General features: G+C 58.1%; 16 protein-coding genes and 1 pseudogene. 12 read left to right on the forward strand and 5 right to left on the reverse strand.

The window, feature by feature from the left end; translation table 11 throughout:
• Nucleotides 1-7: 7 nt before the first annotated feature.
• The 4 genes and pseudogenes from ACK9YZ_RS33725 to ACK9YZ_RS33740 form a co-directional block, all read right to left on the reverse strand.
• Nucleotides 8-1,039: an IS110 family transposase gene (locus ACK9YZ_RS33725; RefSeq protein ID WP_099086550.1), complete on the reverse strand. Its 1,032-nt coding sequence runs from the start codon at nucleotides 1,037-1,039 to the stop codon at nucleotides 8-10.
• A gap of 129 nt (nucleotides 1,040-1,168) precedes the next feature.
• A pseudogene (locus ACK9YZ_RS33730) lies at nucleotides 1,169-1,509 on the reverse strand (transposase).
• Nucleotides 1,510-1,903: 394 nt separating this feature from the next.
• On the reverse strand, nucleotides 1,904-3,691 hold the full coding sequence (locus ACK9YZ_RS33735; RefSeq protein WP_416068716.1) for an HrpF/NolX family T3SS translocon protein: 1,788 nt from the start codon (nucleotides 3,689-3,691) through the stop codon (nucleotides 1,904-1,906).
• Nucleotides 3,692-3,980: 289 nt separating this feature from the next.
• Nucleotides 3,981-4,685, reverse strand: coding sequence for a nodulation protein NolW (locus ACK9YZ_RS33740; RefSeq protein WP_416068717.1), 705 nt, complete (start codon nucleotides 4,683-4,685; stop codon nucleotides 3,981-3,983).
• Between the two features lie 182 nt (nucleotides 4,686-4,867).
• Between ACK9YZ_RS33740 and ACK9YZ_RS33745 the strand changes: the two genes are divergently transcribed.
• The 11 genes from ACK9YZ_RS33745 to ACK9YZ_RS33795 are packed head-to-tail and all read left to right on the forward strand — an operon-like array spanning nucleotide 4,868 to nucleotide 13,252.
• Nucleotides 4,868-5,359, forward strand: coding sequence for a nodulation protein NolB (locus ACK9YZ_RS33745; RefSeq protein WP_416068718.1), 492 nt, complete (start codon nucleotides 4,868-4,870; stop codon nucleotides 5,357-5,359).
• Between the two features lie 9 nt (nucleotides 5,360-5,368).
• Nucleotides 5,369-6,226 (forward strand): type III secretion system inner membrane ring lipoprotein SctJ, encoded by an 858-nt coding sequence (gene sctJ / locus ACK9YZ_RS33750; RefSeq protein WP_416068719.1) that lies wholly within the window; start codon nucleotides 5,369-5,371, stop codon nucleotides 6,224-6,226.
• Nucleotides 6,227-6,238: 12 nt separating this feature from the next.
• Complete coding sequence (locus ACK9YZ_RS33755; protein ID WP_416068720.1) at nucleotides 6,239-6,871, forward strand: nodulation protein NolU; 633 nt, start codon at nucleotides 6,239-6,241, stop codon at nucleotides 6,869-6,871.
• Nucleotides 6,868-7,491 (forward strand): type III secretion system stator protein SctL, encoded by a 624-nt coding sequence (gene sctL, locus ACK9YZ_RS33760; protein ID WP_416068721.1) that lies wholly within the window; start codon nucleotides 6,868-6,870, stop codon nucleotides 7,489-7,491. Before ACK9YZ_RS33755 ends, sctL begins: the two co-directional genes overlap by 4 nt.
• Nucleotides 7,488-8,846, forward strand: a complete 1,359-nt coding sequence (gene sctN, locus ACK9YZ_RS33765) for a type III secretion system ATPase SctN (protein WP_416068722.1) — start codon at nucleotides 7,488-7,490, stop codon at nucleotides 8,844-8,846. The genes sctL and sctN overlap by 4 nt, the downstream gene beginning before the upstream one ends.
• The gene (locus ACK9YZ_RS33770; protein WP_416068723.1) at nucleotides 8,822-9,406 is read left to right on the forward strand and encodes a hypothetical protein; all 585 of its coding nucleotides are present in this window, start codon (nucleotides 8,822-8,824) and stop codon (nucleotides 9,404-9,406) included. Before sctN ends, ACK9YZ_RS33770 begins: the two co-directional genes overlap by 25 nt.
• 5 nt (nucleotides 9,407-9,411) lie before the next feature.
• Complete coding sequence (gene sctQ, locus ACK9YZ_RS33775; RefSeq protein ID WP_416068724.1) at nucleotides 9,412-10,461, forward strand: type III secretion system cytoplasmic ring protein SctQ; 1,050 nt, start codon at nucleotides 9,412-9,414, stop codon at nucleotides 10,459-10,461.
• A complete protein-coding gene (gene sctR / locus ACK9YZ_RS33780) occupies nucleotides 10,454-11,119 on the forward strand; it encodes a type III secretion system export apparatus subunit SctR (RefSeq protein WP_416068725.1) in 666 nt (221 codons plus the stop codon). Before sctQ ends, sctR begins: the two co-directional genes overlap by 8 nt.
• Nucleotides 11,120-11,148: 29 nt before the next feature.
• Nucleotides 11,149-11,409, forward strand: a complete 261-nt coding sequence (locus ACK9YZ_RS33785) for an EscS/YscS/HrcS family type III secretion system export apparatus protein (RefSeq protein ID WP_416068726.1) — start codon at nucleotides 11,149-11,151, stop codon at nucleotides 11,407-11,409.
• Complete coding sequence (gene sctT / locus ACK9YZ_RS33790) at nucleotides 11,406-12,218, forward strand: type III secretion system export apparatus subunit SctT (protein WP_416068727.1); 813 nt, start codon at nucleotides 11,406-11,408, stop codon at nucleotides 12,216-12,218. Before ACK9YZ_RS33785 ends, sctT begins: the two co-directional genes overlap by 4 nt.
• A complete protein-coding gene (locus tag ACK9YZ_RS33795; protein ID WP_416068728.1) occupies nucleotides 12,215-13,252 on the forward strand; it encodes an EscU/YscU/HrcU family type III secretion system export apparatus switch protein in 1,038 nt (345 codons plus the stop codon). Before sctT ends, ACK9YZ_RS33795 begins: the two co-directional genes overlap by 4 nt.
• A gap of 86 nt (nucleotides 13,253-13,338) precedes the next feature.
• On the opposite strand, the gene ACK9YZ_RS33800 is transcribed toward ACK9YZ_RS33795, so the two are convergent.
• A protein-coding gene (locus tag ACK9YZ_RS33800; RefSeq protein WP_416068729.1) for an IS5 family transposase occupies nucleotides 13,339-14,102 on the reverse strand; the annotation gives its coding sequence in 2 pieces (ribosomal slippage) (nucleotides 13,339-13,787 and nucleotides 13,787-14,102; 765 coding nt in all).
• Nucleotides 14,103-16,162: 2,060 nt separating this feature from the next.
• On the opposite strand from ACK9YZ_RS33800, the gene ACK9YZ_RS33805 reads away from it, so the two are divergent.
• Nucleotides 16,163-25,297, forward strand: coding sequence for a shikimate kinase (locus ACK9YZ_RS33805; protein ID WP_416068730.1), 9,135 nt, complete (start codon nucleotides 16,163-16,165; stop codon nucleotides 25,295-25,297).
• The last annotated feature ends 564 nt before the right edge of the window (nucleotides 25,298-25,861 follow it).

Below are 25,861 nucleotides of genomic sequence, written 5' to 3' on the forward strand. Positions count from 1 at the left end.
GCTCTCTTCATGCCGCCATAGGGTTTGCGCTCCAGCGAAAGTCCGTCGCATCCATCCACATGCGGTGAAGTACGACACCCAGTTTGCGTGCGAGGGCAACCTTCGCGCGCTTCATCCCGCGACGCCTGGCCACATCGAGCGCCCAGCGCTTTAGACTGGAAAAGCGCGTCGCCCGCGTCAGCATTATGTGCGCAGACTCGAACAATGCGGTTCGCACCATCGCGTCGCCGACCTTGCTGACACCGCCATCGCGATCAGTTTCGCCGGATTGATATTTCTTCGGCGTCAGCCCGAAGTAGGCACCCACTGTGCTGGACTTTTCGAACCGGGCTGGATCATCGACCGCGGAGCGGTAGGTCAGCGCAACCAAGGCACCGACACCCGGCGCACTCATCAGCCGTTGGCAAACTCTGTCGGCGCGGGCGATCCTGAGCATCTCGCGGTGCAGCTTCGTAAATTCGCTCCACAGCGCTGCTCGCGCCGTCAGCATCGCGTCAATCACCATCGACAATATCGCATGCCCTGCAATCAGTTCGCGGATGCGCGCCTCGAAACGCCCTCGGCTGACTTCGCCGACCTTTAATCCATAGCCACGCAGGATACCCCGGATGCTGAGCTCGACGTCGAGCAGCTTGGATTGCAGAAGCTTGCGGCCAACCAGGAGAGCCCGAGTGTCCTGGGCCGGCGACGATTTGGCGTGGACCGGACGATACCACCCCATGCGGAGCAGTTGCGCGATCCCCCGTGCATCCTTGCGGTCGGTCTTCACCGTCATCGCCGAAAGCGCCGCCTTCACATGCCGCGTTTCCAGCAAAACCACCTCATGACCCGCAGCAACGAGAGCCGCGTGTAGCCATTGGGACAACGGCCCCGCTTCAAGGCCGATGCGCTCTACCGGAAAGTCCAGTTGATCAAAATACCCGACCAGGCATTCAGGCTCGCTGCCTACCTTGACCTCGCGAACCAACTTGCCCGTCGCGTCGACCACGCACACGCTGCTCTCTTTCAGCGAGACGTCGATTCCTGCATAATATTCCATGGCTGTTCCTCTCATGATGCTTGAGGCCGATCGCTCGGACCTCGTTTCCAAACATCATCATTCTGAGGGACAGCCACCCAACTGGCTACTCATGAGACGCCGGCCCATTACGGCATCTAGGCCGTCGACTCATAAACTTTGGCACCAGATTCTCGTGGCGACGAGCTTTACGGCAGCGAGGTAGTTTTCGGGGCGCTTGTCGTATCGGGTTGCAATGCCTCGGAACTGTTTGATCCTGTTGAAGAACCGCTCAACGAGGTTGCGCTGCCGACGAAGCGGTTGTAGCAGGTGGTCGACGGACCGTAGCGCTCTGGGATTTCCGCCCAGGGCGAGCCCGTCCGGAACGGCCAGAGAATGCCATTTAGCACCCGCCGATCATCGACGCGGGGAACGCCGCCGGCCTTGTTGGGCAACAGTGGCGACAGGATCGACCATTCGTGGTCGGTGAGTTCGTAGCGGCGACGCGTCATAGAGGCTCCCTCTTTCGGAAGCCTTGAATCACGACAGCCGGTAAACACCAAGCAATTTTATGAGTTTACGCCCTAGGACTAGCTATAGGCGCAGACATAGATGCTCGCAGTCTGTGAAATCGTCTCTCCGCCATACCGTACCCAACCCCGATGCTGATAGACGGGGTCTCCTTGTCGCTTACCGAGTTCCTGGGCGAGCCCGATGAGAAGGCCATCAGCCCACGGAGCCTACAAGCTTCGCGCCCGTCTGCGGGCCTTTCAAGCGTCTCGTTAAGGTCGTATACGGTGAACATGGCCCGGAGGTACTCTCGCGCGGTGACCGGCATTGGCCACCTAACACGCCCGCAATGTCAGCCCGGCCCCCCTGGCTGGCAACGGCCGCGGCTTGCACAACTCAGGCGGCAAGCCGTTCTTGCAGGTTGTTTAGATAATCTTCTGCGTAGGTTTGCGCCATCGTAATCGGCAGATTGATCCCGGCCGTGGCCGCCTCTTCCAGTGCCTTCTTTACGAGCCCATTGCGAATTGCCAGCTTGACCTCGGGGCCTGCGACCAGGCTGAGCGCCTGCGCTCCAATACTGATGCCAGCTTGTTGCAGCGCCTGCTTCATATTGCCTCCGGTAATGGCTGTACGGAGAAGATTTGCCGCTTGCGCTTCGCACGCAAGAGCCATTGAAGCCGCGTCGGCCACTTGGCCTAAGACAGGAACGAAGCTCAACAAACCCACCGCCGTCGCAGCCCAATCGAGCACCGGCGAGACCACCTTGAGCACATCGCCGACTGCGTGGACAAAGGCTCCTCCGTTTTTTTTGGGCGTTTTGGCATTAGGCTGGTCCGTCCGACCCATCATCATATCTGAGACGGCGTCCTGTTGTGCAGCGGTTTGGGGAGCATGAGCCTTCCACTGCTGAACGGTGCGGTTCGCTGACGACATGCTGTCGCAAAAATGTGCAAAGTCCTTTTTGCTGATGTCACCGGAGTCCACCGTGTGTCCGCCGCCGAAGTCGAAGAACGAATTATGGGTCTTATACCCCGTAATCGTATTGTTTAGCAGACCAAATAATAGAGGATCTGAGAGTAGTTGCGAGGCTGCTTTCTGTACTTTCGGATCACAGCGGTTATCCTCTGCCATGCTCGCGAGCTTGTCACGAGTGAGATCACCACTTCCAAAGAAGGCGTCCTGATTGCCTTTTATCGATTCAATTGTGTCCAGCTCGGTTTGCGTGAGACTCATTGCCGATGAAGCAACCTGCAGAAAATCCTCTTTGTGCACCTGGTCTATCGCACCACCGTATAACTGCTTCCATTCGTCCGGGCGCTCGACGAAGTACTGAGCCGCCGCAATGACCTGAGGCGGACATTTGCCCGTTTTCGCTTCGCCTTCGACGATCCGCTTAAACTCAGCGACACTGAGGTTTTTGGGCAGGTTTTCGGAGTACCGGTAAAGCTCGCGTAACGCATCGTTCCGTGTCATGGCCGATGGATCGGGATTCCCAATGCTGTCGGATGGAATGTAATTCTGCGTATAGCTTTGCGCCTGATTCTCCAGAAATTCAGTAATTTGTGAATGGTGGTCACAGAATGCTGACAAGTCTTGAGCCGTAAATCTGCCGCCGCAGCGGCCATCACCCTGCGAGCCGATAGCATAAAAGAGCTCTGGATCCTCCTGCAATCCCTCGATAGCCGCTTTCAGATCCGGCGGCGTTGAGGGATCATTCGCTTTGTCTCCCAGCGATTCCCACTTGAGCGGACATTGGTCCTTATGACGGTTTAGCACTGCTACAATCTGTAACTCGACTGAGGTGAGCGTCCCGCCGTCCCACTTGATTCTCTCGCTTTTTACGGGCGTCGTTGCGACTGACGAAGATTCGATCGATGAAGTTTCCGGGCGCTGACCCATTGATTCTAGTGCCGCCTTCATATGTGGCGGCAGCAGGTCCAATGGGTGCCGCGTCAATTCCTCCAACGACGACCCGGCTGTCGGCGACAGCGATTCCGACGCATGCTGGCACAACCGTTCCAAAGGCAATGCGAGGCTCCGGAGCGCGAACTGACCGGTCCTTCCTTCAGGCCGGCAAATGGAAAGCATCGCATCGAAGTTCTGCTGAGTCTTACCGAGCGCGGGTACTGAACCATACCAACCCCGTGCCGACTGCGAAAAAACCTTGGCGATATTGTTTGACATTGTGGCTCCTCGGACGAGATTGCAATCCCCTGGGAGATGCAAGATTAGTTCACGAACGTTGGCAAAACCGGGCATTGAAGAGGTCGCTGCATTTTCGCCGCGCCGTGCTTAGTTGCCCCGCCATTTTAGGGCTCTCAGTTCATTCTGGCACTCAATGGCCAGGATTGTTGGAGATCCTGAATTGGATCATGAGCGGTTCAGCTTTCGAGAACCTGACGAATCCATGCGAATTCACTTAGGACCGCTGTCGGTTACGTTTTCTCCAGACACCGGGGCATGTTCATCGATGTCATTTCCGCTTCAGCTGAGGCTTCTCGGCAACACCATCCTGTTGCGGCACGTCAGAAGAATAAGACGATTCGGGTCGTCCACCTCGCACGACCATGGTCGAGGAGCCCCGAAACAACAACAGCAAGGGTTCCTCACTCGGTGCCGGCGCGACATGCGGCTGCGCTTGCGCCTCCGCAAGCAGCCCGTTGAACGTCTCCTCCACGAGCGCGAGGAACCGCGGTGGACCAGAAACCAAAACGAGGTCACTTCCCGCCGCGGATTTCACGACAAAGCGCTCATCTGAGATGCCGAGCTCATCGAGGGCCGCCTTGAACGCATCGAAGCGAATCGGGGTCAATACAAACATCTTAGATCGCGCTTCTTTGGCGGCAGATACATAGAGTACAAGCCCATCATAGTACCATTGTAGATCGTACAGCTTACTCAAGCGATCGAGGAACTCCCGCGGTGGCAAATCGGGCATACGTCCGCGAATCCGCCCCCTCACCTCGGCGCTGATACTGACCCTGATATTTAGGTTGTTTCCGAATTGCTGCAGCGCGGCAGCGAGATCCTGGTCCAACACCGTATACCTATAGGGTGTAGAGGGGAGCGACAGAGGGGCGCCGACGGCTGTATGTATTCCGGCCGAGAGAAAAATCCCGACGCAGAGAACTCTGGTCAGGTTGTGCAGGATCGTGGATAGAATGAACGATGTGGACATCTCGTCCTGATAATCGAACGGCCGAAACTCTCACAAGTACAAAAATCGCTAAGTTGAGTTTTTAGATAATGATGCGCTCTCGTCAGCTTACAGTCAGCTCACCTCTCTAGGTACAGGCGCAACAGCTGGTGATCGCCGGCTAAACGCAATCCGCGAGACGCAAACAATCGAGTCGTTGCATTATGCTGCCTGTTAACTCAATCTCTGCCAGTCTGATTGACTTTGTACCCAAGGTTGCTTCCCCCTCATTGGGAGAGCAGGCTCAGTTTGAGCGCGCGCTAGCGCAGGCGGCCGCCTCTACAAAAAATGATACCGGATTGTCGCCAGCTACGGCAGCGCCAGTTCCTCCGCAGTTGGATGTCCAGCGCGCAACTCCACAGCCAAGCTCGCCCGGCGACCGTGTGCTCCAAACTCTTTCTTCCATGTACCGCGAACAGACGGTTGGTTCTGTCGCGCTTGACCATCAGGTAGACCTTGCAAAAAACGCTCCACTCCGGGCGGCACAGAGGCTCCCTGTCGAAGGTGGGACGCCGGCAAGATCGACGGGACCCGATTTCGGGTCGACAATCTCTAATCTACGGGATCTCTACAGTGGCGTCACTACAGTTTCTCTAATTTCTAAAGGTGTCAGCGGCATCACCTCATCTGTGAACACGCTAATAAAACAAGGATGAACCGCTCGTATGATTGGCTCAGCACTTGGCGAAATCCGGCATAGCCGCCTGTCGGGTCTTCGTTCGCTTCGTTTGGTCGTTCTGCCACTTCTCTTCACCTTGAGTGGTTGCAAGACCGATCTGTATACGCAACTGCAGGAGCGCGAGGCGAATGAGATGCTCTCGCTTCTAATCGACAACGGGGTTGATGCGGTCCGGGTTGCCGCGAAGGATGGGACCAGCGCGATCCAGGTCGACGAAAAGCTGCTTGCGTTGTCAATCAACCTCTTGAATGCCAAGGGGCTACCCCGCCAGTCGTTCAAAAACCTCGGGGATATTTTCAGCGGATCAGGCCTGATCGCCTCGCCGACCGAGGAGCGTGCTCGTTACATCTATGCCCTAAGCGAAGAGTTGTCGCGTACTATCAGCGACATCGACGGCGTCTTGTCAGTACGTGTTCATGTCGTTCTGCCGAATAACGATCTGTTAGGTTCGGATGGCACGCCATCCTCGTCCTCGGTCTTTATACGGCACGACGCCAAATCGAATCTCCCAGTTCTCCTGCCGAAGATAAAGTTGTTGGTCGCCGACAGCATCGAGGGCCTGTCCTACGAAAAGGTGGAGGTGGTTTTGGTGCCAGTGGAACCGTCCGGACCTGACTACCGGCGCGCTCCGGCGACTGTTTCGGCCCAAACATCCAGCTCTTTTCCACCGCCACTTCTGCCAATCGTGATGGGTGTTGCCGCAGCTGCATTCGCAGCGGCGTGCTATCAATTAGTCGGTGGTCTAGTGCGTCGGCCCAAGCAATCATCGGGCCAACTATCCAAGGTCGAAGGTTCCTCCGGGGCTTCCGCTGTCGAGGCCATTCGCAAAGAGATCAGCGCATAGGTAATAATCCCAATGTCGATACCGATACAGGCTGCCGGACTCCATCGGTCCCTCCAACTGAATTCCATGTGGCTAAACGACCTTGCTGCTATGGCTCACCCGACTCGTCTTGCCGCTCGTCTTGACCCGGCGTTGTCCGCTGCGACGTTGGAACAGTTGCAGAAGCGTCCCAGGCTGCAGCCAAGACTGGCGGAGTTGCTGTTTGATAATGAATTGCATTCGGACGGAACCGGCCTTGGGCCAGATCTGCTCCGCGGACATGATCCGCGTCAGACTGCTATCCTTGCCGGCAGTATCTGGCATGCCCGTTCGCTGTTGAAGCTTGTCTCAAAGCCCCACCTGACTGCGCTTATTGACCATATCGGCGCTGATGCCCACGCGTTCGGAATTCGGCATCTGGCGCAGGCGATCGCAACCAGCTTGATCGCTGATCCGAACAGGCTCGCGCAGCAAATCGAACACGATGGACATGCCTGTCTTGGAGCTTGGCTCAATGACAGTTCCGCGCTTGAGCGTAGCCATGTGCTTCTTCGATTGCCGGTCGGGACCGCTGCGGAGAATCCTTTGCCCGAACACAGTAAAGCCTCCGGGCAATTGTTTGCGCTTGTCCTCGCCCATCTTGATACGGAGAACCCGACGAAATGACGGGAGATTATTCCGCCAAGCTCGTCGCGCCGCAAATGCGCCCGGTTGGGCCACTGATCCCGGCGAGTGAGCTTGAAATCTGGCATATCGCCGCAAAAGCGCGTGACGCAGCACAACGGTATCAACAGCGGGTTCGGAGCTGGGCACGCGAGGCCTACGAGCGTGAGCGGGCGCTCGGCCATGCCGAGGGCTTGAATGCAGGGGCCGAGGAAATGGCTAGCATAATTGCGCAGGCAGCCTCCGATGTGGCGCGACGAAAGGCGGTCCTCGAGCAGGAATTGCCGCAGCTGGTGATAGAGATACTAAACGATCTTCTGGGCGCTTTCGATCCGGGCGAGCTGTTGTTGAAAGCTGTTCGCCACGAGATTGAGCGCAAATATACCGGCGCGGAAGTTTGCCTCCACGTGTGTCCCACGCAAGTCGATATGCTCGCGCGCGAATTTGCGCGTTGCGATGGGCGGGAAGGTCGGCCGAGGGTGCGGATCGATCCAGATCCGACTTTATCGCCCCAACAATGCGTGCTGTGGAGCGAGTACGGCAATGTAGATCTTGGACTTGATGCACAGATGCGCGCGCTCCGCCTCGGCTTCAGGCCGTATTCTGAAGAAGGAGAACTGTGATCACGCCGCTATCACAGCATAAAAATCTCGCCGGCAAGCGGAGTCTCGTTTCTGCGATCTCATCTTTGAGGTCCACAGCAAAGCAGATCGACACGCGTGTCGTGCGCGGCCGGATCACGCGGGCTATCGGTACACTGGTCCATGCCGTCTTGCCAGACACTCGGATTGGGGAACTTTGTCTTCTGCACGATACGCGAACCGGCCTGTCGCTCGAAGCCGAGGTGATCGGCTTTTCGGACAATGGCGTGTTGCTCACGCCGATCGGTGACCTGGTAGGCCTGTCCAGCCGCTCAGAAGTCGTGTCCACTGGACGAATGCGTGAAGTGCCAGTCGGGCCCGATTTGCTTGGCCGTGTGATTGACAGCCGTTGCCGCCCACTTGACGGCAAGGGTGAAATCAAAACCGTCGAAACTCGACCGCTGCACGGCAGGGCGCCCAACCCAATGAACAGGCGCATGGTTGAGCTCCCATTCCCGCTCGGGGTTCGTGTTCTGGATGGTCTCCTCACATGCGGCGAGGGCCAGCGAATAGGGATTTATGGCGAGCCTGGCTGTGGCAAATCGACGTTATTGTCGCAGATCGTAAAAGGTGCCGCCGCCGACGTTTTCGTAGTCGCGCTCATAGGCGAGCGTGGACGTGAAGTTCGTGAGTTCATCGAGCGTCATCTTGGAGAGGCGGGCCTCCGTCGTACGGTCGTTGTGGTTGAAACCTCCGACCGCTCGGCAGTGGAGAGGGCGCAATGTGCTCCTATGGCGACCGCGCTCGCGGAGTACTTTCGCGAACAAGGGCTACGCGTCGCCCTCATGTTGGACTCGCTGACGCGCTTCTGCCGCGCCATGCGCGAAATTGGCCTTGCTGCGGGCGAGCCACCGACCCGGAGGGGCTTTCCTCCCTCCGTGTTTGCCATGCTGCCAGGTCTCCTTGAACGTGCCGGTATGGGTGAGCACGGCTCAATCACGGCCTTTTATACTGTGCTTGTCGAAGGTGATGGCACAGGCGATCCAATCGCGGAGGAATCGCGGGGCATTCTCGATGGCCATGTCGTCCTCTCACGCGCTATCGCTGCGCGGTCGCATTTCCCAGCTATTGATGTGCTGCAGAGTCGCAGCCGAGTCATGGATGCGGTCGTTTCTGGGACACATCGCAAGGCAGCATCTTTTTTCCGTGATCTCCTCTCGCGCTATGCCGAGTCCGAGTTTTTGATCAAAGTCGGCGAGTACAAGCAGGGCGGCGATCCGTTAACTGACCGAGCTGTCGCTTCGATTGGCGACCTGAGGGAATTTTTGTGTCAGAGCGAAGGCGAGGCGTCGGATTTTGAGGAAACGGTCGCATGGATGTCGCGTCTGACCGCGTGACTCGTGTTCACACTTCGAGGTTGCGGCTTCTTAAGGATATGCAAGAGCGTAGTGCCTTTAGAGAGCTGTCCGAGAAGCAAGCCCAACACGATATGGCCACCTTAGCCTTGCAGAGTGCCTCCCAGGAGCTTGCAAACGCACAGCAACATTTTGCACGGGCCGAAGCGGCGCTCTACGAGGAGCTGATGTCCCTTGACAAATGGTCTAGCGCAGCACTCGACCATCACCACCTTCAAATTGAGCGGCTTGCCGCTGAGGTCTCTTCGAAACGTCAGATGCTCGACGATGCGCACATCGCTCAAAAAGAGGCCGAGGCAGTGTTATCTAAGATGAGAACCGTGTGGGTCAGACGTTCGGCCGCAAGCCACAAATGGCAACAAATCGAGGACGAAGTCAGGCGCGCCGTCGAAATACAGTCCGAGGCGGCAGGCGAGATAGAGGGCGACGATGAGATATCGCTTCGATATGGCAGTTTTGCTCGCCCAGATGTCGCGCGATCAGACCCGATGATGGGAGCTTCTGTGGAAACGCTATACCCCAGCCTTGAGTCGCCTTGGTAACCACAGTGGTCAGACCTGCTATATTCGAACCTGCGCTAACACTGTCCCACGTGGTCGTCTCGTGGCTCAATGATGTTGCCGCTTTCCGCAGCCCCTTTCAGAGCTGGATTAGCGAGAAGCCGCTGTCGGTGCGTATACAAGGGCTTATTTGGCAGCAGAAACCTTCTGCCATTCCGATGCTTGACTGTGTTTGGCGCTTGGGAACTGAAACGATCGTCTTATCGCTGTCACGAGGCCTTGTTGAGGCGCTTATCGCGACGGTGCAGAGCGGTCTTGCATTCCCTTCCGACCCAACTGCTTCACTCATTCTCGAGCTTGCACTTGAGCCGCTTGTCGCTCGATTAGAGGATCAGACGCAGCTGGATGTGCAGCTCTTGAAGGTGCGTGAGGCTTTGACAAAGGCTCCTTGTCTGGAACTTGATATCGCCTTCGGCTCAGTCAATGGCAAGGGCCGTCTATTCCTGTTTTCTCCCCTTGATGGCTTGGTCCCGCCTGCATTCCACGCCTTAGGCGAACTGCTTGGCCAATTGCCCCGACAGCCGCGCGAGCACTTCCCAGAGCTACCGGTTGCAGTTGCAGGAAGAATCGGCACGCTTTCCGTTCCGGCAGTGGTTCTTCGCAAGGCATGTGTCGGTGATGCTCTGTTGCCAGACATATCGCCGTTCGGCCACGGCAAGATAACGCTATCCGCGGGCCAGCTATGGGCCTGTGCAGATATTGAAGGCGACGACCTCATCCTGCGGGGGCCCTTCCGCCCACTATCATCCCCCTTGGAGACTGTGCATATGACGACACAACCCGAATTACAGCAGGATCCCTCGGAAGCCGATCTCGATGATCTCGAGATCGTGCTTGTCTTTGAATGCGGCCGCTGGGCTATGCCTCTAGGCGAATTGAGGAGTGCGGGCGAAGGGCATGTTTTCGAACTTAGTCGGCCGATCGATGGTCCGGTCGACATATTGGCCAACGGGCGGCGTATCGGGCGTGGCGACATCGTGCAGATCGGAGATGAACTGGGCATTAGGCTGCGCGGCAGGTTGGCATGCAATGACTGAGATTCAACCAGCGATTCTGTCGCTTCTCGCGATTACAGCCGGAATCGGCCTGCTTGTTTTAGCGCTCGTCACAACCACGGCATTTATAAAAATCTCAGTTGTTCTCTTCCTGGTCCGCAATGCGCTGGGGACCCAGACAATCCCACCGAACATCGTGCTTTACGCTGCGGCACTCATCCTAACAATTTTCATCAGCGCACCTGTAGTCGAACAGACCTATGAACGGGTGGCCGATCCAAAGTTCCGCTACCAAACGTTCGACGACTGGGTAAATGCCGCCAAAGAAGGGCGTGAACCGCTGCACGATTACCTTAAGAAGTTCACAAACGAAGAGCAGAGCCGCTTTTTCCTATCTTCGACGGAAAAAATTTGGCCAGGGGAGATGCGCGACAGAACCACCCCGGATGATTTTGCCATTCTTGTGCCGTCTTTTCTAATATCAGAACTCAAGCGTGCGTTCGAAATAGGTTTTCTTCTCTACCTTCCCTTCATCGTGATCGATCTTATTGTAACGACAATCTTGATGGCGATGGGCATGTCAATGGTATCTCCGACAGTCATATCTGTCCCGTTCAAGCTCTTTCTATTTGTCGCTATTGATGGTTGGTCGAGATTAATGCACGGACTTATTTTGAGTTACGCCACACCTGGAGGTTGATCATTACTCAGTCCAGCATTGTTACTTTTATGAACCAGTCGTTGGTGGTTTTCATGATCTGGATTCTCCCACCGCTCATTGCATCAGTGATTGTTGGCCTGGTCGTCGGGATCATCCAGGCGGCAACGCAAATCCAGGATGAAAGCTTGCCACTTACCGTGAAGCTTTTGATCGTTGTGGCGGTGATCAGCCTGTTTGCCCCTGTTCTGAGCGCTCCGCTCGTAAGGTTGGCCGACCAGATCTTTGCGGAGTTTCCCACAATGACCCCAAGCTACCAGCCTAGATCGTGATTGCGTCCGAAATTCAATCCCTGATCCATGGGGCTATTGAGCTCGTCCTCGCAGCCGGCATAGGCGCGGCCCGCGCAATGGGCCTCATGATGATTCTTCCTGTATTTACACGGGCTCAAATAGGCGGGCTCATCCGCAGCTGCCTGGCTGTAGCCTTCACGCTCCCGTGTTTTGCACACGTCAGTCACTGGTTGCAGACGCTGGATCCTGAGACACGTCTGATTCAAGTAACACTACTTGGAGTTAAGGAGATCTTTGTCGGCTTGCTACTTGGCATTTTTCTTAGCATCCCGTTATGGAGCCTTCAGGCCGCCGGTGAGCTTATCGACAACCAACGCGGCATTAGCAGCCCATCAGCTTCGTCAGACCCCACAACGAACAGTCAGGCTTCCGCTATGGGAATTTTTCTCGGGATCACGGCACTGACGATCTTCGTGGCGTCGGAAGGCCTAGAAGGTGTGGTCAGTACCCTCTATGGAAGCTTTCGGATCTGGCCTGTGTATCGATTTCACCCCACGTTCACCGCGCAGGCAGCTATGGAGTTATTGAGGCTCCTGGATCACACAATGCTCACGACCTTGCTGGTCTCTGGACCCGTAGTGTCCTTCCTTCTGTTAGTTGACATATCAATGATGATATTGCGGCGCTTTGCGCCGCAGTTCAAGTCCAGCCAACTGTCACCAATGATCAAGAATATCGGGTTTCCGATTATTATGATTGCCTACACTGCCTATCTCATCGAGGGGATCAGCCTGGAGATCACACAAGCGAATGGCGCGCTTGAGTGGATGGACAAGCTGCTGAAATGAGTGACACGAGTGAAGAGAAGACACACGCCGCCACCCCGCACAAGCTAAACGAAGCGCGCAAAAAAGGGCAGATTGCGCACAGTTCCGATTTCGTCCGTGCGGTCGCCACTTGCGCTGGGTTCGGCTACCTTTGGCTGAGAGGGAGCGTCGTACAAGACAAATGCCAGGAAGCGCTACTAGTAGTCGACAATCTGCAGAATCTGCCCTTCAATCTAGCGGTCCGGCAGGCACTGGTCCTCCTGATCGAACTCACATTCGAGACGGTTGGACCACTGCTTGGAACTCTCGTCGCCGCGGTGATTTTGGCCGGGCTGATAGCCAATGGTGGATTTGTCTTCTCACTGGAGCCGATCAAGCCCAACCTCGAGAAAATTAACCCGTTTGAAGGGCTTAAGCGCGTGGCCTCTGCACGTTCTGCTGTGGAAGCCGGCAAGACGCAGTTTAAAGTGATGGTCCTGAGCGCGAGCTTTCTCCTCTTCCTTCTCGGAACGTGGAAAACGATGGTCTATTTGCCTATCTGCGGCATCGGCTGTATCGGTCTCGTTTTTACGCAGGTGAAGCTGCTGAGCGCGATTGGCGCCGCTGCACTTTTGATCGGCGGACTTATCGATCTGCTGTTGCAGCGTGCTTTGTTTCTGCGAGAAATGCGCATGACAAAGAGCGAAGTGGCGCGCCAGCTCAAGGAACAGGAAGGCACGCCGGAGCTGAAGAGTGAACGACGTCGCCTACGCGAGGAGTCCGCGCACGACCCTCCCCTTGGCGTGCACCGGGCCACGTTGGTGGTGAGGGGGAAGGGCATACTCGTTGGTATGCGTTACGTTCGCGGCGAGAGCGGCGTGCCCGTCTTGGTTTGCCGCGCCGCGGGCGAGGCTGCTTCAGAATTGTTGAATGAAGCGCGGGCGCTACGCGTCTATGTTGTCGATGATCATGTGCTTGCGCATCAGCTCATCAGCACAACGAAGCTGGGCGACGCCGTTCCTGCGCAATGTTTCGAGTCTGTCGCCAAAGCACTCTTTGCCGCAGGCGTGGTATAGGTGTGACCACCGCCTTGGCCGGCCAATGTCGGCCGCATGATTTCGCCGCGATACGGCGCGCGATGGGCCGATCCTAGGCCATCGACTCATAAACTTTGGCACCAGATTCTCGTGGCGACGAGCTTTACGGCAGCGAGGTAGTTTTCGGGGCGCTTGTCGTATCGGGTTGCAATGCCTCGGAACTGTTTGATCCTGTTGAAGAACCGCTCAACGAGGTTGCGCTGCCGATAGACCCAGCGCGAGAATACGAAGGAGCCCTTGCGGTTTGACTTCGGCGGAATGTTGGCCCAGGCCTTTCGCTCGGCCGCCTTGGCCCGAATGACATTGCTGTCATACCCGTTATCGGCCAGTAGGATGTCTCCCTCGCCGAGCTCGTCCGTCAACGCGTCGGCCTCGGTGCAGTCAGCGATCTGCCCGCCGGTCAGGCGGAGGGTGACGGGGCGGCCGTCTGCGTCGACGAGCGCATGGATTTTGCTCGTAAGTCCGCCGCGGGAACGTCCCATGCCGCCATTGTCTCCATCCCCCTTTTTCCCGTGGCCGCATGCTGGTGAACGCGGACACAGGTCGAGTCGATCATGACGATGTCGCCATCGTAAGCCTCCGAAACCGCCTCAAAAAGCCGATCCCAGACCCCGGCTTTCCGCCAGCGGACGAAGCGGTTGTAGCAGGTGGTCGACGGACCGTAGCGCTCTGGGATTTCCGCCCAGGGCGAGCCCGTCCGGAACGGCCAGAGAATGCCATTTAGCACCCGCCGATCATCGACGCGGGGAACGCCGCCGGCCTTGTTGGGCAACAGTGGCGACAGGATCGACCATTCGTGGTCGGTGAGTTCGTAGCGGCGACGCGTCATAGAGGCTCCCTCTTTCGGAAGCCTTGAATCACGACAGCCGGTAAACACCAAGCAATTTTATGAGTTTACGCCCTAGTCTTGCAAGGCGCGACCGTATCTACAGCCGCGCCCAGCCGCGCATGCCGTCAAGATCGAAAAAGGCCTTTGCAATGTTGCGCGCTTCAACGGTCCGGTCCTTCTCGACGTGATCGAGCGGTGCCCTCCAGAGGACGTCAGCGGTCCGTGGGGATCCGAGCAATCCCTGTGGCCCTTGCCGTCAGCAACCATGAACTGCACGACGAATTGGTCACACTACGATCCCACAGTGAGCGCGACGAACAGCCCACCTTTTCTTTGCTGATTGCGACCGCGAGATAAGCTTCCTCCTCCATCAACAGACGAAAGCCGTGGGATGCTCGTCGCGCACACATCCCATGAAAGTCCATGTTGCGAAACTCAGCGACAACGGCGACTCAATAGCCGCAAAATGGAAACGCCGATCACGCAAGAGAACTCGAGCCTGCGTCCCTCGGCGAATGCTTACAGTCTGGCCGTCACCCTCGCTGGCTGTGGATACGAACGAAATTCAAGGGAACGCTCTCGCTCAAGCAGCTCGTCAATCTCGCGCGCGTGCAGATCGAGACAGCGACATCTACGAGCTCTATTGCGCCACGTAGGACCTTGGTACCGCCTTCCTCGTGCGGGCGCAGACGAACAGGCTGCCCGAGTGTCGCCCCAAGATCCTGGCGTTCGCGCCTTCGCCCAGTGCTCTTGGACGGGATGTCATCGCATCACAACGACCCGACTTGGCTGCAGGTGAAGTGCTATCAAAACCTTGACCGGTTTGCACGACATCGCTTTCGGCATCTCTATTGGATCAAGCTCGACGATGTGGGTCAATCGGCAGCCCTGCCGGATGGATGACCGTGCATCCGGACAACGCCTTCGTCAGCCAGTAGTCAGCCAAGTCGTCTATCTAGGGCTGCCGCGCCAAGCAACCTAAACTCACGTCAAAACACAGGAGCGAATCGTCATGTATGGTCGAATTGGTGACTCTTCTGATATCCAATACACGCGTAGGGGGAGGCGGCAAACGGATGCAGGAAGCTAAGAGTTCGCGGCCACGTTTGCCCGGATGCACATAACCGCATTGGCTTCCAGCGGCGGCTCATCGTCAGCGGCTACGCAAGCTTACTCCCTCCAAGCCAACCCTCCGGTGGTGCAGATCGACAGATCTACTTTCTGGAAGGAGGCGAGGCAATTTCACGGCGCTGAGATCACGCGCATTGCAGACAATCCACAAGAGTATTCGGAATTCATATCATCACGCGCCAGACGCACTGCGGACGTTGCTAGTCAATACGGCGTGAGTCGAGACTCGGAGCACGCGCGCCGGAAAGTTCGGCAGCTTCCCGGCCTGGCTGTGCGTGGCGGTCACTCCGATCGATCTCGTGGTGAAACTCGCGCCGCAGGCAGTGCAACTTCCAGAGCGTCCGCTGGCCTAAACCCGCTCAGGCGGGATGGGATGGGATATTGGCGATGAGATTTACGTGTGCATCTGGGCGATTGCACATGTCAGCCAAACCCTGGCCAACGAGCGCTGAACGACACCAGCCCGCAAAATGATAGGCACGGCATTTTCGCCGTTTCGGAGATGGAATATGACGGTCATTGGCCCACCTGGGAACTCGCGTGTTAGGAATGCTGGGGCCGACAATATTTCGGGATCAAGCAGTTCGCGCTCGCAATCAGGCCCTCCCCTGCCGGAGGGCCGCGAAAAGTTCAATTCCATCCTGGAGGTGATGCACTCTGGGTCTCAAGGCACAGGTGCGTCCTGCGCACGCACTGCCGACGAAGACCCTGGGGAGAGGTCGTCCGGCCCTTCCGCGGGCGCACGGCGAGTGCTGGCCGCTGTTGTTCGAGCAACCGCGCTGACAAGAGCAGGCGCCGTGCGGCGGCGCCGTCTTCCCTCAGTCCCGGAGGGTGATGCCACAGTTCTAGTCGCTGACCAGCCATCCAACTCGTACATGGCAGTCCCGCTTTGTATAACCGCCGGACAAATCAAGGCAGAAGATCAACAGATGAAAGGCTTGCTTGCAGAATTTGAGTCTAGCCGCCTTGAAGCTAGCCTAACCGCCAACCGAGGCCCTACCCTGGAGGAGAAGCAAGAGGCGCTCGATCGAATCGTCGATGCAGGCTCAACAGTTCTGGAATATCACGCGAGTCTGGCCCCAGGGAGCGATAGCATTCTGTCCAATGATCATGCGCGTCTAACCCGGGATCTGGTGCTCGATGCGGCATCGGAATGCATGGAACTCGCCAAGGACGGCATGCAATTGCTAGAGATTCGTAACAAGGCGCGCGCCGTGCTCGCCTTGGTCCTCCGATCCAACCCTGGCCCCGCCAAGCTGAGCCAAGCGGTTTCCAGTGTGGCAAGGCACTATATAGCTTGCGTGGAGTTTTGGGAAAAGAAGACATGGCGCGCGGAACGCATCCAGTTAGCCTATGCCGTCACTGCCAACCTACCAAATACAAATGCCGAGATCCAGCAGGCCGAAGAGGCCAAATTGCGACTGCATACCGGCTCGACACTGATGTCGAGGTTCATGGTTCTGCAATCGCGGATCGAGCTGGCGCAGTTGTTAATTGAGCCACGAGCGAGCAGTTTCCAAGCGCCACTGAGGGAAATGCTTATCGGTGAGAACGGGCGAGTACCGCTGTTGGATGCCCTCAGCGCCTCAGTTTTGCCGGCGGTGCATCGGACGCGCGGCGCTCTTCAGGCCAAGGCAGGGCGCCCACTCGACTCGATAGACTGCTCCGTTCTGCAAGGCGTCATGCAAAGGCTTTTGGATTTTGCATCGGCGTTGCCCGACTTGCTTGGCAGGCTAAGCGATGACCGAACAGGTGCCGACCTCCCGTTGGAATTGTTGGGTCAGATAGCGGAAGGCGCGCGAGGCACTGCGGACCAGGTCCTGCAACTCTTGGACCTGCAGCCAACGAGATCATCCATCAGCGAATGGCCGGCTGCCGCTGTGACTGCGACCGACACTACCGGCCAGGCTGTGACGGAGAGGGCTGCACCGGCCGAAGGCACTTCGACCCGCAGGAAGGGGAAAAGCAGGCGCAAGCCCTCCGCTGGCGCCCCAAGTTCGGCCCCCGGGCGACCGGAACCGCAAGTCGTTTCGGGCAAGAGCGGCACGGCGCAAGCAACCGAGGTTCTCTCCCTTGGCAACAGTTCATCGGGCCCCTCCATTAGTCCACATCGAATTGCGGACGCTGCGCCCCGTGCAGGCATTACCGCGGGGCGTGTTCTTCCCTCGTTGTCGGTTGATGGAGTGCGAGCTCGAGAAAAAAGCTTCGTGGGCGAACCCCGGCCCGGCGATCAAGGACCCGGAACATCGCAACCGGACGCGCTCCCAACTGGTAGCCAGACTGTGGGCATTGGGGAAGCTGGATCAAGCAGCTCGCCCCCGCAATCAAGTCACGACGTTGGACAGAGCAGCCAATCGTCCGATGTCGGCGTGCAGCGGACGCTCGCTGGCTCCCAGTATAAACGAATGTCCTATGCTCGCGTTGTGCTAGGGGCCGACGAAGCCCTTGGCGGCAAATCCGCCGATTCATCCATAGGTCCCGCCCGAGCCCTCACGACTCCGCGACGGGCAGCCAGTGGGCCTCAACATCATTCTACCCAAGGTCCGCAAGGCGAAGTAACGGCCAGGGAAAAAAAGTCTTTGCGTTTTCATGAGAACTGGCGGCTCCGCGATCCAAAGCCGAGTCGCTCGCAACCAGACACGCTCCCACCTCAGGAGCAAAGCGAGCCCAGGCCAGCGGCAGGAGCGGGACGGCGGCGTTTCGACAATGTAGCCGCACAGAGCTACAACGAAGCACTACTTAATGACGCTTTACATGAGATTTCCTTCGCTCCCGGCATCACTGAATTCTCGTGCGCTGTGGTGAAATACGACAAGAGTCTGCAAGGCCAGGCACATCATGCAACATTCCTCCAAAGGGCCGCTTCCGAGTTCACTCGTCAATTTATTCCAAGATGGGAGCAAGATGTCCGCGTCCGCAATACCTGGGGGTACGCCACCTCCTGCAACTCGATCAGCCGGGAAACTGGCGGTCAGGCAGGCATGGAAGCTTGCCGCGCCATGGCAGCTCAGGTGTCGAGACTCGGCAGCGCGCTGAAAGACGTTGAAAGTAAAACGCTTTCACTGTTCGTATTGTCTTTCAGTCGCTATCCCCGAGTAGCGGAATGTCGCAATGGAATGATTGGTATCGCCAAGGTTTTTCATGAGCAACGCGGAGCGCTTTCGGAGCTCAACGGTCAAAGTCTGGCACTGCTGGTCAACGGCTTTAGCAAATGGCCGGAACACGAGAACGCTCGTAAAGCCGCGATAGCAGTTGCCGCCGAGATTCGCCGCCGCCCCGCCGGGCTGTCTGATTTTGGTCCGCAGAACTTGGCTAACGTTGTGAACGGTTTGAGCAAGTGGCCGCAAGAGGCGGAGTGTTGCGGCACTATCAATGCAATCGCCGATAAGGTCTGTCACCGCGCCGATAAAGACGCCAATCTATCCGGGTTTAATCCGCAGGCTCTGGCAAACCTGGTGAACGGCTTCAGCAAAGCGCCGGAACTGGTACACTCATGCCAAGCAACCGTCGTCATAGCCGATGCGGTCTGTCGCCGCGCCGATAAAGACGCCGATCTATCCGGGTTTCATCCGCAGGATCTGGCGAACCTGGTAAACGGCTTCAGCAAGTGGCCCGAGGACTGCCGCGGAGCTATCGCTGCGATCGCGCGTGCGGTGCCTTGCGCCGCCGGTGAGCTGTCGTGTTTCATTGGGCAGGATCTGGCGAACCTGGTGAACGGCTTCAGCAAGTTGCAGGCGGCGGAGTGCTCACGCGCTTCCGTCGCAATTGCCAGTGAGGTCTGTCACCGCGCAAGCCGCCCCGAGGTCGGGCTCTCTGATTTCAATCCGCAGCATCTGGCGAACCTGGTGAACGGCTTCAGCAAATTGCAGGCGGCGGAGTGCTCACGCGCTGCCGTCGCAATTGCCGGTGAGGTCTGTCATCGCGCCAGCCGCCGCGAGGTCTGGCTTTCTGATTTTGATGGGCAGCATCTGGCGAACCTGGTGAACGGCTTCAGTAAATGGCCGCAAGAGGAGAATTTGGGTCACGCCACCAACATCGTCGCTGACGAGGTGCTTCGCTGCGCCGACCAGCTGCCTATGTTTGATGCGCACCACCTGGCGAGCCTGGTGAACGGCTTCAGCAGGTGGCCGCAATCGGAAAACTCCTATCAAGCCACAGTTGCGGTCGCAGGTGCCGTGGTTAGCCGCCCCGGGCGCCTGCAGGGATTCACTGGGCAGGATTTGGCGAACCTGGTGAACGGCTTCAGCAAGTGGCCCGAGGACTGCCGCGGAGCTATAGCCGCGATCGCGCGGGCGGTGGCTCGCGCCGCCGGCGAGCTGTCGGGATTTAATGAGCTAGATCTGGCGAATCTGGTAAACGGCTTCAGCAAGTGGCCCGAGGACTGCCGCGGCGCCATCGTTGCGGTCGCGCGTCAGGTCGGTGGCCGGGCCGACCAGCTGCCTGTGTTTGGTCCGCAGGCACTGGCGAACCTGGTGAACGGCTTCAGCAAGTGGCCTGACGAGGCTGGCTGCTGCGACGCCGTCGTTGCCATCGCTGCGGAGGTGGTCAGTCGCGCCAGCCCCAGCGACCTGCTGCCTGGATTCGATCCGCAGGCACTTGCGAACCTGGTGAACGGCTTCAGCAAGTGGCCGCAAGAGGAGAAATCACGCCAGGCCGCCGCGGTAATCGCCGGCGAGGTAATTCGCAGCGCTAACCAGCTCCCTGATTTTACATCGCAGCACCTTGCGAACCTGGTGAACGGCTTCAGCAAGTGGCCGCAAGAGGAGAAATCACGCCAGGCCGCCGCGGTGATTGCCGGCGAGGTGATTCGCGACGCCGATCGGCTCTCTGGTTTTAGCTCGCAGCAGCTGGCAAATCTGCTCAACGGCTTCGACAGGTGTGCGGAAGAGGAGGCATGCAGCCAGGCGGTTTTGGAGATCGCCCGCAGACTTGGCCCGGCCGGTCGACCATACCGTCATTTTACGACGCACGGGCTCTCCAGTATCGCCAACAGTTTGGCGCGTGGGGTTATGAGGAGAGAGGACGCCGGAGAGATCGCAGAGGCCGCGCTGCTGAAAGATCGACTACACAAACTGGCTCATTATCTTCATTATGCGAGCGATCGCATCGGCGAGGCCGACGCGGTGGCCGTCACGAGCATCTTGAAGGCGTTGGCCAAGGCCCAGTTGCATGACGATCTTAGCTTGCTCGCAGCCCCTGGAATAAATCGACTGAGGCAATTGCATCAGGCCCCTGGCTTTGCCGTTGAGAACAACCTCGAAATTATGGGAAACATTTGCGCCGTTCTGCTGCCGCTGGCGCGCAGCCCGCGCAAGCAGCTGCGTTGGCACCGAAGGCAGGCTTTGAACTTGCTTAATGATATCCAACCTATCGTGGAGCACAAGATCGAGGCCCATCTCAGGGCAAGCAATGCCGAGCGGAACCGGGGGCCGAACTCGACACGCCGTCCCGCGCTGTCGATTTATCAAGTGCTCAAGGCCCGTGCGAACCTGGCAACATTGCTGCGGCGGCCGTATGTTGAGGGCAGCAAGTCTGATTTGCGTGTGAGGCGCGACGAGCTGCAGTCCAAGACCAAGGAAATCCTGGACAGCACGCGCGAGCTCATCGAAAGCGACCTTTCCAGCATGAGTTGGAACTTGATCGCGCAAATCGAGGCTGAACGTCCGATCGATGCGCTCGACACGTTCGTGGCGCAGAATGCCGCGACGGTCCAAGCCCAACATTCGGCGTCCGTCTTCGACGTCCATCAGGTTCTGCGAGCCATGGACCATGAACCAAAAGCGCCGCAGGGTGAGGCGGGATTGATGCGATTGCCGGTAGTCGACATGCAGGGCCGGCAACTGGCCACGGACCCCGAGACGCGCTATTCGATCTTTCATCGCCTGACCTCGGGGGCAGTGAAGATGGTTGCGGTGCAACTGCCAGGAAAGCCGAGCCCGTTTATGCTGGCACGCATGTTAACCGTCGAGGGCGTGCCATACCGCATGGATCTGTTCGGCGGAAGCAAGTTAAAGCCGCCGCGAAAAACCCTTTCCCAGATCGCGGCCAAACTTCCAGGTCGGGGGGAACCAGAGCCTTCCGGCGGGAAGCTGCTGGCGATTCCCTATGCCGAAACCGCACCAGGCACTTCCTTTGAGAAGCTGTCGCGCGCCTGGGCACCTTTCAAAGAGGCATATTATTACACTCAGCGCCGGGGTTTTGCCGCGCCGCCGGCTCTCAAGGACTTAGGTCCTCACGATTATGCGCTGGAAGGCACATTCAAACTGTCGTTGCTGCCGGACCGCCCTGCCAGTGAACATCCCTTCAAGCTAACTGGACGGGAAGGCCCGATTGCGTTGCGACCGCATGACGGCTGCGGCTTCATCAAGGCTTCGCTGGCCACTCGTATGAAGGCTGTTCGCCTGGCCGGTGGGCAGGAAGGTGCTGCTCGGGTGCCTGCGTTTGGTGAAGGAAGGAGATCGTCCCTGCCTGCCACGGCGCTGCAACATTATCCGCGAAGCGAGATGGTGGCAAATGAGGTGCGAGAGAAAGCTAAGATTTGGCTCGATAGTCGACAGGGGCAACGACTGACGGCCGAGGAGTTGTTTCGAACCCTGACTAGCGGACATATCGACGGTCCCGGCGCGATTGCGGTACCGTCCGGTGATGAATGTCTCCATGTGCCGACGCTCAAAAGCGAGACCTTGACGGGGACGAACGGCGTGCTGATCGGGCGCTCGCCGTACGATAAGCCCAACCTGCGGCCAATCGCCACCGACCTGGTCAGGTCAGCCGCTGGTGGGGACCCGACAGCAGTGTTCCTAGGCGCGTGTGTGGCCATGCAATACAGCTTTAATGTCGCCCAGAAATCGGGCGAGGAACTCGCGGCCGACGATCCGACTTTCTTTGCTAAAGGCATTCTGATCGTCGTGCCGGACAAGATGTGGCCGGCGAACTACGCCGATCGTGCGCTGGTGATGTCTGCGGAGGACGTTAAGTGCCATTCGCAGTGGACGACAGGCAAGGACCGCGTCAAGGAGGATACGGCACTCGACTGCCTCGGCGTCCTGCAGGCCACCGAGGTGTTTGCCCCGGGGTCGTTGATCGCCGTGCCGACCGGTGAACAGAAAAAACTTGACGGTGACTTCGACGGCGACACCGTCATCATCATCGGGGACCGGCCGCAGCTTTATGAGCATGTGCGTGAATTCGATGAAAAGGAGCAAGCTCTCGGACTTCCATCCCTTAAGCCGCCAAAGTCGCATACCCCAGCACTTGACGGCGACACCTACCAGTTTGGTCGCGCCAGCCAGATTCTCGCTGCCACCCAGGATGTCTTGGAAACTTACAGCGGTCTACAGCGAAACTTTCTGGCTCAGTCTCATGAATCACGGCGCTGGTTTGCGGAGCGAGCCATCTTTGGCACCTACGAGGGCGTCCACCATGAACTCCGACGCGACATTGGTCAGTTGCTAGGCCGGGAAGAGGTGAGCGGCCAGGATATCGAGAACCTGTTTGCGAGAGCGCGGCGCGAGATCGAGATCGCTCAACATCCGGTTGCTCGCGAAATGGCCGAGTTGCTCGTTGCCGACCTTGAAGCATGGGCAGAGGGGCATGAGGTGGAGCCAATTCCCGAGACAGTCGAACACGCGGAGGGCATCGAAAGAACGACGCTCAGCGCAGCTGTCTCGGATCTTCTCCCGGATTTGGCGGATGCCTATCCGGCAACTTCTCAACCAAGAGACCGCATCCGGGCTTTGATCGACAACTATCCGGCGCGGATCGATCCTCGCCCGGACGGTTACAATCCGGATGACCTGGTGCAAAGCGCAAACAACCTCCTGAGCCTCGGAATCAAGGTCGGCACCGACGCCTACAAATCCAATACTGGCGCTCAGCTGTTTTCGAAGAAGAGCCGGGACCTTCAGCGGCTGCTGCATACAACGCCTGGCTTGAGGTCCGTGCCATACGTCAAGAGCCTGGCAACGTCTCTCAACCATGGAAGTTTTGACTTCAGGGCAGCCTTGAAGGATCTGGAGGACAATCCCACGCTGACGGCTTCAGTCATGCAAACCTCGATCAGTCTCGCTGTGGACGAGCGCATCTTGCGCGAGCCCTCGGGCTTACCGCCCGCAGCAGCGAATTCCGATGAGACGATTACGCTGACCCGCGAGGAGGCCTCAGAGCACGCTAGAAGTGAGGTTGCCCGCGCAATGAAAGAAGAGGGCAAAATCACCGCAGCGGCACTCAACGTCGCTGCGAGCCTCAGAAAAATGGGCATTCAGGTGAAAATGCCTCATTTGGAGCGCCGGCTGAGATCGGAACGCTCCATACGAGAGCAGCTCGCCGGAACGAGCGTTTCATCCGACAGCACCCAACAGCTGATCAGCAGTGCGGTACGCCACGTCTTCGAAATTCCTGACAAGGATTTTACACGTGCCTTCAAGGCAGCCATTCTGGCGTTCGAGGAGCAGGATTATACCGAAATCGAGGTGACCAACTGGTTCAAGTTCGAGCGTCCCGCTTATCTCGGCATCCACGCGGTACTTGCCACAGCAGCAGGCTATCGCTTCCAGATGGAGTTCCACACCCCGGCCAGCTACAGCGCCAAAGTTGACAACCACGATACTTATAAAGAGCTGCAGCAGCTGAAGCGCCGCGATGCGCCTGAGAAGACAGAGGAACTCGAGCAGAAGGTAATGGAGAGCTACAAGGCCGTTAGCAGACCCGATGACGTGCTGAGCATAACACACTGGAGCGATGGTAAGGGTAGCGTCGCAGTAGCTGGATTGCGAGCTGCGGGACAATCAAGAAAGTCGGAGATCGCCAGGCCACCGGAGGCTACGGACATTGTCGCTGCCCTCGGCGGGCGGCCGATCGTGCTCGTCGGAATGTCGGGCGCTGGCAAATCCACTATTGGCCCAGGTCTCGCGGGTCGGTTGGGGCTGCCCTTCATTGATACCGACAGAAGAATCGAGCAGAAAATCGGCAAATCGATATCGGAGATCTTTAGGGAGCACGGCGAGGATTATTTCAGGAGGTTGGAGGCAGGTGAGATCGCGAAGTTGCTCGAGGCCGGGACAGGGGTGATCGCGACCGGCGGCGCCGCGGTCTTGAATGAGCAGACCCGACACCTCATCGGCAGCAAAGGGCTCTCGATCTGGTTAGATACCGACCTAGACGCAATCCGAAAGCGAACAAGAAATGACCCCAAACGCCCCCTGCTGCAAGGCCCCGATCCGGACCAGAAGCTCGCCCGGCTGATGAGCGAGCGCCGGCCGCTCTATCAACAAGCCAACCTCAGGTTTGTCCCACCCCACAGAAACGATCGAAAAAACGCAGACCCATGCTTGAAGGCGCTCCACACGTACCTGTGCGCGCCCAACGCAGACCGCAGCCCCCCAGGTACCGCATTGCGCGACGATATCCATTCTGGGCCGACGCCGACGCCCCCCACCTTCGAGGCTCGGATCGGGAGGTCCGATGCGCCAGCTTCGAAACGCTCGGAGGCGTCGGTGCTCGGGACCACCGAGTGGCTGAGCGATGCCCATATTCAGAGGGATTACGATTTCCTCGAGCAGCAGCTGCAGGGGATCGATCCAACGCTTGCCGCCAGCGTAAGGCTGGTGGATCCGTCGGTATCCCATCTGCTGCGCCACATGGAGCTGCAACACGCGCGAGGCATGCTGCGGTCGATCTATAATCGAAACGCCGCCCCGGCCGACTTCCTGTTCCTTCCAGTGAACAATGGCGCTCTTGATGGCCGCGGCACCCATTGGTCGCTGCTGCTCGTCGATCGCCGCGATCCGGAGCGGCAGGTCGCCTATCATTACGACTCCCTCCAGCAAAGAAGATACAACGATGAGGCCGCAACACAGCTGGCAGAACGGCTGGACGCCACCTTGGCGCCAGCCCGCATGGCCGCACAGCCGAACGACTACGATTGCGGCGTCTTTGTCGTGGACGGCACGCGGGCGTTGGTCAAGCGATTGGTGGACGGGGAGCGGCCAGCCCACGAGCCACTGCACCTCGACACCCTCATCGCCGATCGGCAGGCGCTGCAAAGCCGACTGACGAGGTATTGATACGTATGCTGGAAACATGCACACCAAGCCAGTCGAATTTGCAAACCCTGGTCTTTGCGACAGGATTGAACGAAGCAGCCGCTGGCGCCAGTCGCGCCGAGCTAAGGGCAGTCGAATGAGCCAAGATCTGCCAGCAATCATGCGGTGTTTCGTTCACAGCACCAGAGCAAGCAAACCAGTGCAGTAGCGAGCGGTACATCGACTGAGCTGGTCGGCGAAGGGTAAGCGGCAAGGAGACCCCGTCTGGCGTAGGGGGTTGGCTGTCGGATATCGATAGCGCACGTTGTGAGCCGATGTGAGCTTCTATGTCTGCACCTAGTTCTGGAACTAGAACCTTCCACATGATCGAAGCTGTCGCCGAGCGCCTCGAGGGTGCGCCACGGCAGCTTCGCCGACGGTGGTCGGATGAGTTCAAATCGCAGGTGGTGGCCGAGGCGCTGTAAGCGGTGTCTTGACCCCACCTTCCGGATCAGTGCGCGAATGTTGATGTTGTCGCCGAATGAGGCTTCGACATATGACGATTACAGGGTTTACGCATGGCACCAGTGAAGATGTGCCGTTGCA

This window comes from Rhizobium sp. ZK1 (assembly GCF_047782645.1).
Taxonomy (GTDB): Bacteria; Pseudomonadota; Alphaproteobacteria; order Rhizobiales; family Rhizobiaceae; genus Rhizobium.

Excerpts from the sequence above, each read along its gene's own strand:
- sctR (WP_416068725.1), top strand. The coding sequence starts at position 10,454 with ATGACTGAGATTCAACCAGCGATTCTGTCGCTTCTCGCGATTACAGCC.
- sctL (WP_416068721.1), top strand. The coding sequence starts at position 6,868 with ATGACGGGAGATTATTCCGCCAAGCTCGTCGCGCCGCAAATGCGCCCG.
- ACK9YZ_RS33740 (WP_416068717.1), bottom strand. The coding sequence starts at position 4,685 with ATGTCCACATCGTTCATTCTATCCACGATCCTGCACAACCTGACCAGA.
- ACK9YZ_RS33785 (WP_416068726.1), top strand. The coding sequence starts at position 11,149 with ATGAACCAGTCGTTGGTGGTTTTCATGATCTGGATTCTCCCACCGCTC.
- ACK9YZ_RS33795 (WP_416068728.1), top strand. The coding sequence starts at position 12,215 with ATGAGTGACACGAGTGAAGAGAAGACACACGCCGCCACCCCGCACAAG.
- ACK9YZ_RS33770 (WP_416068723.1), top strand. The coding sequence starts at position 8,822 with ATGGATGTCGCGTCTGACCGCGTGACTCGTGTTCACACTTCGAGGTTG.
- ACK9YZ_RS33725 (WP_099086550.1), bottom strand. The coding sequence starts at position 1,039 with ATGGAATATTATGCAGGAATCGACGTCTCGCTGAAAGAGAGCAGCGTG.
- ACK9YZ_RS33735 (WP_416068716.1), bottom strand. The coding sequence starts at position 3,691 with ATGTCAAACAATATCGCCAAGGTTTTTTCGCAGTCGGCACGGGGTTGG.
- ACK9YZ_RS33755 (WP_416068720.1), top strand. The coding sequence starts at position 6,239 with ATGTCGATACCGATACAGGCTGCCGGACTCCATCGGTCCCTCCAACTG.
- ACK9YZ_RS33805 (WP_416068730.1), top strand. The coding sequence starts at position 16,163 with ATGAAAGGCTTGCTTGCAGAATTTGAGTCTAGCCGCCTTGAAGCTAGC.
- sctJ (WP_416068719.1), top strand. The coding sequence starts at position 5,369 with ATGATTGGCTCAGCACTTGGCGAAATCCGGCATAGCCGCCTGTCGGGT.
- ACK9YZ_RS33745 (WP_416068718.1), top strand. The coding sequence starts at position 4,868 with ATGCTGCCTGTTAACTCAATCTCTGCCAGTCTGATTGACTTTGTACCC.